At 62.4% G+C, this 10,460-nt stretch carries 11 protein-coding genes; all 11 read left to right on the forward strand.

Annotation, left to right across the window (positions count from 1 at the left end; translation table 11 throughout):
• A partial coding sequence (locus NN5_RS18220; RefSeq protein ID WP_157081207.1) for a TonB-dependent receptor occupies positions 1 to 849 on the forward strand: 849 nt, incomplete at its 5' end.
• 117 nt (positions 850 to 966) lie between these two features.
• Positions 967 to 2,688 (forward strand): sigma-54-dependent Fis family transcriptional regulator, encoded by a 1,722-nt coding sequence (locus NN5_RS18225; RefSeq protein ID WP_067736628.1) that lies wholly within the window; start codon positions 967 to 969, stop codon positions 2,686 to 2,688.
• 188 nt (positions 2,689 to 2,876) lie between these two features.
• Complete coding sequence (locus NN5_RS18230) at positions 2,877 to 3,806, forward strand: catechol 2,3-dioxygenase (protein WP_067736631.1); 930 nt, start codon at positions 2,877 to 2,879, stop codon at positions 3,804 to 3,806.
• Positions 3,807 to 3,813: 7 nt separating this feature from the next.
• Positions 3,814 to 4,086 (forward strand): phenol hydroxylase subunit, encoded by a 273-nt coding sequence (locus tag NN5_RS18235; protein ID WP_245656604.1) that lies wholly within the window; start codon positions 3,814 to 3,816, stop codon positions 4,084 to 4,086.
• A gap of 24 nt (positions 4,087 to 4,110) precedes the next feature.
• Positions 4,111 to 5,103 (forward strand): ferritin family protein, encoded by a 993-nt coding sequence (locus NN5_RS18240; RefSeq protein WP_067736637.1) that lies wholly within the window; start codon positions 4,111 to 4,113, stop codon positions 5,101 to 5,103.
• Between the two features lie 14 nt (positions 5,104 to 5,117).
• The gene (locus NN5_RS18245; protein WP_067736640.1) at positions 5,118 to 5,387 is read left to right on the forward strand and encodes an MmoB/DmpM family protein; all 270 of its coding nucleotides are present in this window, start codon (positions 5,118 to 5,120) and stop codon (positions 5,385 to 5,387) included.
• A 13-nt stretch (positions 5,388 to 5,400) separates the two neighbouring features.
• The gene (locus tag NN5_RS18250; RefSeq protein ID WP_067736642.1) at positions 5,401 to 6,921 is read left to right on the forward strand and encodes an aromatic/alkene/methane monooxygenase hydroxylase/oxygenase subunit alpha; all 1,521 of its coding nucleotides are present in this window, start codon (positions 5,401 to 5,403) and stop codon (positions 6,919 to 6,921) included.
• A 66-nt stretch (positions 6,922 to 6,987) separates the two neighbouring features.
• A complete protein-coding gene (locus NN5_RS18255; protein WP_067736645.1) occupies positions 6,988 to 7,344 on the forward strand; it encodes a phenol hydroxylase subunit P4 in 357 nt (118 codons plus the stop codon).
• 3 nt (positions 7,345 to 7,347) lie between these two features.
• Positions 7,348 to 8,409 carry an NADH:ubiquinone reductase (Na(+)-transporting) subunit F gene (locus NN5_RS18260; RefSeq protein ID WP_067736647.1) on the forward strand — a complete coding sequence of 354 codons (1,062 nt, stop codon included), beginning with the start codon at positions 7,348 to 7,350 and terminating at the stop codon, positions 8,407 to 8,409.
• Between the two features lie 176 nt (positions 8,410 to 8,585).
• Positions 8,586 to 8,906 (forward strand): 2Fe-2S iron-sulfur cluster binding domain-containing protein, encoded by a 321-nt coding sequence (locus NN5_RS18265; protein ID WP_245656605.1) that lies wholly within the window; start codon positions 8,586 to 8,588, stop codon positions 8,904 to 8,906.
• Between the two features lie 92 nt (positions 8,907 to 8,998).
• Entirely contained in the window at positions 8,999 to 10,459 is a 1,461-nt protein-coding gene (locus NN5_RS18270; protein WP_245656606.1) for a 2-hydroxymuconic semialdehyde dehydrogenase, read from the forward strand.
• Position 10,460: the final 1 nt, after the last annotated feature.

The raw sequence follows: 10,460 nt of genomic DNA on the forward strand, positions 1-10,460 counted from the left end.
CCGCTGCGGGTTTATGCCCCAGGTATCAATCACAAGAAGTTCAACAACTTCTCGCCCAAGTTCGGCATCCAGCTGCACCCGTCTGACGACGTGATGCTCTACGGTTCCTACTCGGCAGGCTACAAGACCGGCGGCTGGACCACGCGCTATACGACGCCGCAGACTTCGGTGTCCGGTTTCGGCCCCGAAAAGGCGAAGACCTGGGAAGTCGGCCTGAAGTCCACGCTGCTCAACCGCCGGCTGATCTTCAACCTCGCGGCCTTCACCACCAAGTACACCGGTATCCAGCTCAACTACCAGGTGGGCACCTCGCCGACGATCGCCAACGTGGGCGATGCGCGGATCAAGGGTATCGAGATCGAGTTGATTGCGAAGCCCGCTCCGTTCCTCACGATCAATTCGGCGCTCGGCTACATCGACTCGCACTACACCTACCTCGACCCCGCCGTACAGGTGACGAGTGCGCCCAACTCCTTCCAGCTTGGCGCGACCGTGGGCGGTGACCTGCCCAAGACCCCGACGTGGAAGGCCAACATCTCGCCGCGCATCGATCTGCCGATCGGAGGCGCCGGTGCCGAACTCTCGCTGATTGCGGACTACACCTACACCTCCTCGCAGCGGAACAATGTGGAAGGCACCTTGCTGATCAACCGGCCCTCGACCTCGGTTGTCAACGCGAGCGTGATCTTCAACGCGCCGGACAAGGCCTATTCGGTGACGATCGGCGGGACCAACCTGACCAACGAGCGCTACGTCACCTCCGGTTCGGCGATCCCGGCCTCGGGCGTCATCGCCGGCATCTACAGCCGTCCGCGTGAGTGGTACGTGCGGCTGGGTACGAAGTTCTGATCAGACCAAAGTGTCGTTCCGGGGGAGTGCGGGCCTGCTCGCAGTCCCCCACTTTGCTTGCTAGGGTTGCCGAAAGTTCCAAAGGAACACACTGCCTGATGGCGTGAGAGGATAGTCGTGGATGAGCACAACCTGATCGAGAAATTCGATCTTCGCGCCGGTGTGGAATTCAAGCCTGCGGAAGGTCAGCTCTGGCTTGGCGAATCGAGAATGCTGCTGGTCCACGCACGCTCGATGGCCAGGTTGCGCCGGCAGCTTGTCGACCAACTGGGCCTGCGGCGCGCGCGAAACATGCTGTGGCGCTTCGGGTTCCAGTCCGGCAAGCAGGATGCGCAACTGGCGGCCAAGCACCTGGGCGGTGCCGAGGACTATGACGTGTTCCGCATCGGTCCCGCGCTCCACGCCCTCGAAGGCGTTGCCCAGGCCAATATCGTGCAGGCCGACATCGATTGGGAAAACGGGATTTTCAAGGGCGAGGTGCACTGGCGCAACAGCTGGGAAGTGCAGGCCCATCTCGATCAGGAACTGGAGATCGACGAGGACTATCCTGGTGCCTGCTGGACGGCTTGCGGCTATGCCTCGGGCTATGTGACCGAGTTCTTCAAGCGGCTGGTCGTGTTCCAGGAAACGCAGTGCTCGTGCACCGGCCACGATCACTGCGTCACGATCGGAAAGCCCGTTGAAATCTGGGATAGCGAACAACTGGTATTCGATTCCTGGTCGGAGCAGGACGATCCCGCTCAAGCCGAGATGGAGGACGAGCTGCGCCGTCTGAGGCGCATGTCCAACCGCCCCGCAAAACACCCGGAGCAGTGCCTTCCCCGCAATGTCGTGGGTAGTTCCCAACCGTTTCTGCAGGCGTTCTCGCTGCTGGAAAAGGCGGCTAGGGGGCGCATCAGCGTGCTTCTCCTTGGCGAAACGGGCGTGGGCAAGGAAGTGTTCGCCCGCTGGCTGCATGAACACTCGCAAGTGTCTTCAGGCCCCTTCGTCGCGGTCAATTGTTCGGCCATCCCGGCGGAGCTTGTCGAGGCCGAACTGTTCGGCGTGCGTCGAGGTGCCTATACCGGCGCCGACGAGACTCGCCCGGGTCGCTTCGAGCGGGCCGACAAGGGCACCATCTTTCTCGATGAGGTCGGCGACCTGCCCCTTGCCGCCCAGGCAAAGCTGTTGCGGGTGCTGCAGACCGGCGAGGTGGAGCGGCTGGGCGACGACAAGGTGATCAAGGTGGACGTTCGCGTGATTTCGGCCACCAACGTCGATCTTGGCGAAGCCATCAGGGCCGCCCGTTTCCGGTCCGACCTCTATTACCGGCTGGCCACCTATCCGATATCCATCCCTCCGCTGCGGGAGCGCTGCGGCGACGTCGGCCTGATCGCGCAGTCCATGCTGGAACGCTATTCGCCCGTCTACGGCAAGGAGATCCCCCGTATCACCGAGCGCGCCTTGCACGCGCTGGAATGCTACGCTTGGCCGGGCAATGTCAGGGAACTGGAAAACTACATCGAGCGGGCGGTACTGCTGGCCGATGACGGTGAGCCGATCGGGACCGAGCACTTGCCCCAAGCGCTGCAGGCGCTGGTCGGCCCTGCCGCCTCCGCGCTTGAAGGTGCGGGGCAAGGTGAACTGGAGGCGCGGCGCGCAGCATTGGCGCAGCAATTGTTCGAACTGGGCGTCGATCTGGAGGAGCAGGAGAAGATGCTGGTCGAGCTGGCGGTGCAGGCCAGCAAGGGCAATGTCGCTGACGCGGCGCGCAGCCTGAAGCTGACGCGGCGGCAGATGGCGTACCGGATGCAGAAGTTCGGACTGCTATCTCTCGACGACCTTCCGGCTGCGAATTGACAATTCTGTAAAGAGCCGGGCTCGCAAGTGACAAGATTGTACATCCCCGCCTTTGCATGACGGGCGAAGAGTAGCGCAATTGCGTGAATTTCCGCAAAAACGCGTTTGGCATGGCCCTTGCTAACTTTGTTCTCGACCCCGCCCGAAACGCTGGTGGGGCCGAGAACGAAAGTTGAGAGGATAGCCAAATGGCACTTGAAGGAGTCATGCGGCCTGGCCATGCCCAGGTGCGCGTACTTGAACTCGACAAAGCGGTTACGTTCTACCGGGACGTGCTCGGTCTGGTAGAAACCGGCCGGGACGACAGCGGGCGCGTCTATTTCAAATGCTGGGACGAGCGCGATCATCACAGCCTGATTCTGCGCGAGGCCGATGAGGCGGGGATCGACTTCCTGGCCTTCAAGGTGCGCGACGAGCTGACGCTGGATGTATTCCGCGACAAGCTGGAAGCGGCAGGCATCGAGACCGAGGAAAAGGCCGCCGGCGACCTGCTGGAAACCGGCAGGCGCGTGCGCTTCACGCTTCCTTCGGGCCATTTGATCGAGCTCTTCGCGACCAAGACGCAGGTGGGCAACGGCATCCCGATGACCAACCCGGGGCCGTGGTGCGAACAGAGCGAGCGTGGAATTGCGCCGATCCGGTTCGACCATGCGCTGCTCTATGGGCCGAACATTGCCGAGGTGAAGAAGATCTTCATCGACATCCTCGGCTTCTATCTGGTGGAACGGGTGCTGACGCCAGATGGTGAGGGCGAGGCTGCGATCTGGCTGTCCTGCGGCCAGAAGGTGCACGACGTGGCGTTCGCCGAGTACCCCGAGCCGGGCAAGCTGCACCATTGCTCGTTCCTGATGGAAAGCTGGGAAAAGGTGCTGCGCGCGGGCGACATCATGTCGATGAACGAGGTCGATGTCGACATCGGGCCGACGCGCCACGGGATCACTCGGGGCTGCACCATCTATGCCTGGGACCCGTCCGGCAATCGCTTCGAGACGTTCATGGGCGGCTACCTGCCTTATCCCGATTACGAACCGCTCACCTGGACGTTCGACAATTTCGGTCAGGGCCTCGATTACCCGCAGCGCAAACTGCACGAGACCTTCCTGACAGTCGTGACCTGAGGTGGCCGTGGGCAGCGAGATGGCCCCGTTCGATCCCAGCCGGAAATATGTTCGGGTGACCGGCCAACGCAATGGAATCATCGAGTTCGAATTCGGCATCGGCGACCTTTCGCTGGCCGTCGAACTGATGCTTCCGCCGGATGCCTTTGCCGAATTCTGTTCGGCCAATGCCGCCACTCTGATTGGGACTGAAGCGGGGCCGTGCGCGGCTGAGGACGATGCAGAGCGCGCGATGTCGTGGCGCCCGTCCGATGTTCAGCGCAAGCTCTCGGATTTTTGAAACAATTCTTTTGGAGGGATCGCGATGCAGATTGATCTCAAGACAGTGAATATCGAGCCCAAGCGAAAGGCGTTCGATCATCTGGTGCGGCGGTTCGGCGACAAGCCAGCCTCGCGTTACCAGGAGGCGTCATATGATATTCAGGCGACCGAAAACCTGCACTATCGTCCGACCTGGGCGCCGGAGCAGGAGCTTTATGACCCGACGATCAGCCGGATCGTGATGGCGGACTGGCATGCGCTCAAGGATCCGCGCCAGTACTATTACAATTCCTATGTGCTGACCCGTGCGCGCCAGCAGGAGGCTGCGGAAGGTGCTTTCGCTCTGGTCGAAAGCCGCGGCCTGCATCTGACGGTTCCCGAAGAGATGCGCGAGCAGATTCTGGACCTGCTCGTTCCCCTCAGGCACGCGGCCTGGGGGGCGAACCAGAACAATGTGCTGGTCAGCGGGTACGGCTTCGGAACCCCCTTCACCCAGCCCTGCCTCTATTACGGCATGGATTGCCTGGCGGTGGCGCAATATCTGTCGCGCATCGGCCTGATGCTGGGCGGCGTGGATGCGCTGGCCAGAGGCAAGGCGCAGTGGATGGACAACGAGGAGTGGCAGCCGCTGCGCCGGCTGGTCGAGGACACGCTCGTCGTCCGCGATCCGTTCGAGCTGTTCATCGCCCAGGACGTGGTGATCGACGGGCTGCTCTATCCGCTGATCTACGACAGCATCATCGATGGCCGCATGGCCCAGAACGGTGCCGCGCCGGTCAGCATGTTGACCCAGTTCATGACGGACTGGGGCAAGGAAACCCGCAAATGGGCGATATCCGTGGTGAAGGTCGCCGCCGCGGAAAGCGAGGCCAATGCCGTCATCATCGGCGAGTGGTTCCGGACCTGGAGCGAGCGGGCGATGGCCGCGCTGCTGCCGGTTATCGCGAAGGTCATGGGTGAGGATGCCGACCAGCTTCTGGCCGGCGGGCTCGACGATCTCAAGGCGCAGCTGGCCAAGGCCGGCGTCTCTCTCTGAAACGGAGCCGAGCCATGTCGAACGTATTTATCGCATTTCAGGCCAACGAGGACACGCGCCCTATCGTGGAAGCGATTCTGGCCGACAATCCAGAAGCCCAGGCCGAGGACCAGCCGGCGATGGTCCGCGTGTTCGCGCCGGGTCACATGACCATCAACCGGTCTTCGATCGAGGATCTGATCGGGCGCGATTTCGATCTTCAGGAACTGCACATCAATCTCATTACCCTCTCCGGCCATGTCGAAGAGGACGAGGAGCGGCTGACGCTCAGCTGGGACGCGTGAAAGGAGAGGTCACATGGACATGCAAGTGAAACAGCCCAAGCTGGGCATCAAGGAACGCTATAGCCTGCTGACGCGCGATCTGGGCTGGGAACCCAGCTATCAGGCGAAGGAAAAGATCTTTCCCTATACCCATTACGAGGGGATCAAGATCCACGACTGGGACAAGTGGGAGGACCCCTTCCGCCTGACGATGGACGCTTACTGGAAATATCAGGCGGAAAAGGAACGCAAGTTCTACGCGATCATCGATGCCCATGCGCAGAACAACGGCCATCTCAACATCACCGACGGACGCTATCTGACGGCGATCAAGCTGTTCCTGCAGGCGATCAGTCCGGGCGAATATGCAGCGCACAAGGGCTTTGCCCGGATCGGCCGCGAATTCGAGGGCGTGGGCACGCAGGTCGCCTGCCAGATGCAGTCGCTCGACGAAATCCGGCACGCGCAGACGCAGATCCACGCGATGTCGAACTACAACAAGTTCTACAATGGCTTCCACAGCTTCGCCGATGCACGCGACCGCATCTGGTATACCTCGGTACCGCGCTCGTTCTTCGATGACGCGATGTCTGGCGGTCCTTTCGAATTCATCACCGCGATCGGTTTTGCCTTCGAATACGTGCTGACCAACCTGCTGTTCGTGCCCTTCATGTCGGGCGCGGCGTACAATGGCGACATGGCCACGGTGACCTTTGGCTTCTCCGCCCAGTCGGACGAGGCGCGGCACATGACGCTGGGCCTGGAATGCATCAAGTTCATGCTGGAGCAGGACCCCGACAACCTGCCGATCGTCCAGAAATGGCTCGACAAGTGGTTCTGGCGCGGCATGCGCATGCTCACGCTGGTCGGCGCGATGATGGACTACATGCTGCCCAAGCGCGTGATGAGCTGGAAGGAAGCCTGGCAGGTCTATGGCGTCGAGAACGGCGGCGCGCTGTTCAATGACCTTGCCCGCTACGGCGTGCGCGTGCCCAAGGGCTGGGACGTTGCCAACGAGGCAGCGGAGCACGTGTCGCACCAACTGATGTTAGGTCTCTACCAGTGGTGCTTCGGAACCAGCTTCCACGCCTGGATCCCCTCGGAAGAGGACATGGCCTGGCTGTCGGAAAAGTATCCCGACACCTTCGATCGCTACTACCGTCCGCGCTGGGATCACATCCGCAAGATGGCCGAAGCGGGCACGCCCTATCAGAACCTGGGCCTCGCCCAGCTGTGCAACACGTGTCAGCTGCCGGCGGTGTTCACCGAACCGGGCGATCCCACGACCCATTGCCACCGCGAGGTCGAATTCGAGGGTGAGACCTACCACTTCTGCTCGGACGGCTGCCGCGACATCTTCCTCGAAGAGCCGCAGAAGTACGTCCAGTCGTGGCTGCCCATGCCGCAGCTCTTCGCTGAACCCAACTTCGGCGACGTCGGCAAGTGGATGGAATGGGTCGGGCTGAAGCCGGGCGTCGACAACGGCGACTATCACGGCTCGCAGGACGAGGCGAGCTTCGAGGCCTGGAAGAAGCACCAGAGCGCCACTGCCTAATCCCCCCCCCCGGGGCGGCGGCGCCGGCAAGAGCGATCGCCGCCCCACTTTCGAGAGGATCGAACCATGCCCGTTACGAGCATCGGCACTTACCAGTTCCCCCCGCGCGACGCCGCCATGGTCTATGGCGAGAACCAGCTGGTCTACTTCTGCTGGGAACGCCACCTGCTGTTCGCCGCACCCTTCATTCTCTGCGTGTCCGGCACCATGAAGTTCGGTGAGTTCATGGATGAGCGCATCAAGCCGCTGCTTGCGCCCGATCCGGATGCCGAGGCCATCGACTGGAACGCGGTGGAATGGTCGATCGGCGGCAAGTCCGTCACCATTGATCCCGAGGCCAGCCTTGTCGAGAACGGCGTGGGCCACAAGGACAAGATCGTCATGGCCACGCCCGGGCTCAACTCGTTGATGCCGGACGACTGAGCCATGAGTCATACGCTGACAATCGAGCCGCTCGGCGCGGAGGTCGAGATCGAGGAGGGACAGACCATCCTCGATGCGGCCCTGCGCGCAGGGATCTACCTGCCCCACGCCTGCTGTCACGGCCTGTGCGCCACCTGCAAGGTCACCATCGTCGATGGCGAGGTGGACTATGGCGAGGCGTCCAGCTTCGCGCTGATGGATTTCGAGCGCGACGAAGGCAAGGCGCTGGCCTGCTGTGCGACGGTGGAAGACGATGTCGTCATCGAGGCGGAGATCGAGGAGGAACCGGACGCGGAAGTGATCCCGATCCGCGACTATTCGGGAACCGTGACACGCATCGAGGATCTGACGCCCACGATCCGGGGTGTCTGGATCAAGCTGGAGGGCGGGGACAACCTGCATTTCCAGGCGGGGCAATACGTCAACCTGCACCTGCCCGACGGGATCGGCAGTCGCGCGTTTTCCATCGCCAATGCCCCCAATGGCGAAGGCGAGGTGGAGCTCAACATCCGCCGCATCCTGGGCGGTGCCGGTACCGGCTATGTCCACGATCGCCTTGGTGTGGGCGACAGAGTGTCGCTTACCGGGCCATACGGGCGCTTTTTCGTGCGCAAGTCGGCCAGGGTGCCGATGATCTTCATGGCGGGCGGTTCCGGCCTGTCGAGCCCGCGCTCGATGATCCTCGATCTGCTGGACAGCGGGTGCGATCTGCCGATTACGCTGGTCTATGGCCAGCGCAGCCGCGAGGAACTCTACTACCATGAGGAGTTCCTCGCCCTGGCCGAGCGCCATGCCAATTTCGACTATGTTCCGGCCCTGTCCGACGAGCCGGAAGGCAGCGCATGGACCGGCTTTCGCGGATACGTGCACGAGGCTGCGGTCGATCGCTTCGGCAACGATTTCCGCGAGCACAAGGCCTACCTGTGCGGACCGCCGCTGATGATCGACAGCTGCATTACCGCGCTGATGCAGGGCCGCCTGTTCGAGCGGGACATTTACACCGAAAAGTTCCTCTCGGCCGCCGATGCGCAGCAGGCCCGCTCGCCGCTGTTCAAGGCATTTTGAACGGTCGCAAGGGTGAGACCTGAGAGGTATCGATAATCCCTTCAAATGGTATTGGCGGGTAATTCATATGAGGGGCTACCATTGTCTCGCCTTGCTGATGGTAGCCCTTCGGTCGCCGTGAGAGGGCCCGGTTGGAATCGTCGCGGACAAGACGGTGCATGATCGGGCGAGGACGCTTGGGAGAGATAACGCTGGATAGGTGGTTGGTAGATGTGGCTGGCGCGAGCACGGCTTTCGACTGTTCCGAGAACCAGTCGCTGCTCGATGCCATGATCCGGGCCGGGCGCTGCGGCATAAAGGTTGGCTGTCGCAACGGTGGATGCGGCGTTTGCCGGGTCCGCATTACCCAGGGCCGCTATTCGACCGGAAAAATGACGCGATCGCGCATCTCCGAGGGTGACGAGGCGGAAGGGGTCGTGCTGGCCTGCCGTGTCTTTCCCTCGAGCGACATCAGCCTGGAGCCGCTCCCGCTCCGCGCAAAAGGCTGTCTGAAATGAAGGGGACGGCAATCGCAACGGCCGGGGAAGCCGGCTTCCCGGTCGACCAAGGTATTGCATTGTCGGGGCTTCGTGCCCCCATGGAGACGTAAGTGACTCAATTCATGCATTTCATAGACGGCGCCTTCACTGCGGGGACGTCCGGCAAGACCTTCGAATGCCGCAGCCCCCATAACGGCGCGCTGATCGGTCTTGCGGCCGAAGGTGGCCGGGCCGAAGTCGATGCCGCAGTTCAGGCGGCGCGCGCGGCGATGAGGGGGCCGTGGGGCCGGATGAGTGTCGAGGAACGCTCCGACCTGATGCGCGCCGTCGCCGACGGCATTACCCGCCGGTTCGACGATTTCGTGGCGGCGGAGATGGCCGACACCGGACAGCCGCGCAAGATGATGGAGCATGCCTTCATCCCGCGCGGTGCTGCCAACTTCAAGATTTTCGCCGACGTCGTGAAGAATGTCGCGACCGAGAGCTTCCAGATGCCCACGCCCGACGGCAGGGGCGCGCTCAACTATGCGATCCGCAAGCCCAAGGGTGTGATCGGCGTGATCTGTCCGTGGAACGCGCCGCTGCTGCTGATGACCTGGAAGGTCGCTCCGGCGCTGGCCTGCGGCAATGCGGTCATCGTCAAGCCGTCCGAGGAAACCCCGGGCACCGCGACCCTGCTGGGCGAGGTGATGAACGAAGTGGGCGTGCCGCGGGGCGTCTACAACGTCGTCCACGGCTTTGGCCCCAATTCCGCCGGCGGTTTCCTGACCGAGCATGCGGGCGTGGATGCGATCACCTTCACTGGCGAGACGCGCACCGGCACCGCGATCATGAAGGCGGCGGCCGAAGGGCTGCGCGATGTGTCGTTCGAACTGGGCGGCAAGAACAGCGCGATCGTCTTCGCCGATGCCGACATGGACGTGACGCTTGAGGCGATCGGCCGGTCCGCCTTCCTCAATTGCGGGCAGGTCTGCCTCGGCACCGAACGTGTCTTCGTCGAGCGGCCGCTGTTCGAGCGTTTCGTCGCCGCTCTCAAGGAGCGCGCCGAAGCTTTGAAGCCCGGCGGGCCTGAAGATGCAGGCACCAGCTTTGGCCCGCTGATCTCGCAGGAGCACCGCGAAAAGGTTCTGTCCTATTACGCCAGGGCAGTTGCCGACGGCGCTACCGTCGTGACCGGCGGTGGCGTTCCGGAAATGCCTGAGGAACTGGCTGGAGGGAATTGGGTCCAGCCAACGATCTGGACCGGTCTGGCCGATGACAGCGCAGCGGTGAACGAAGAGATTTTCGGACCGTGCTGCCATGTCCGCCCGTTCGACACCGAGGATGAAGTGATCGGTCTTGCCAACGATACCGAATACGGTCTCTCGGCCTCGATCTTCACCACCGACCTTTCGTGCGCGCACCGCATGGCCGAAGCGATAGATGTCGGCATCACCTGGATCAACAGCTGGTTCCTGCGCGACCTGCGCACGCCGTTCGGCGGCAGCAAGCATTCCGGCATCGGCCGGGAAGGCGGGGTGCACAGCCTCGAATTCTACACCGAACTGCGTAACGTCTGTGTGAAGCTGTAAG

This window comes from Novosphingobium naphthalenivorans NBRC 102051 (assembly GCF_001590985.1).
Lineage (GTDB): Bacteria > Pseudomonadota > Alphaproteobacteria > Sphingomonadales > Sphingomonadaceae > Novosphingobium > Novosphingobium naphthalenivorans.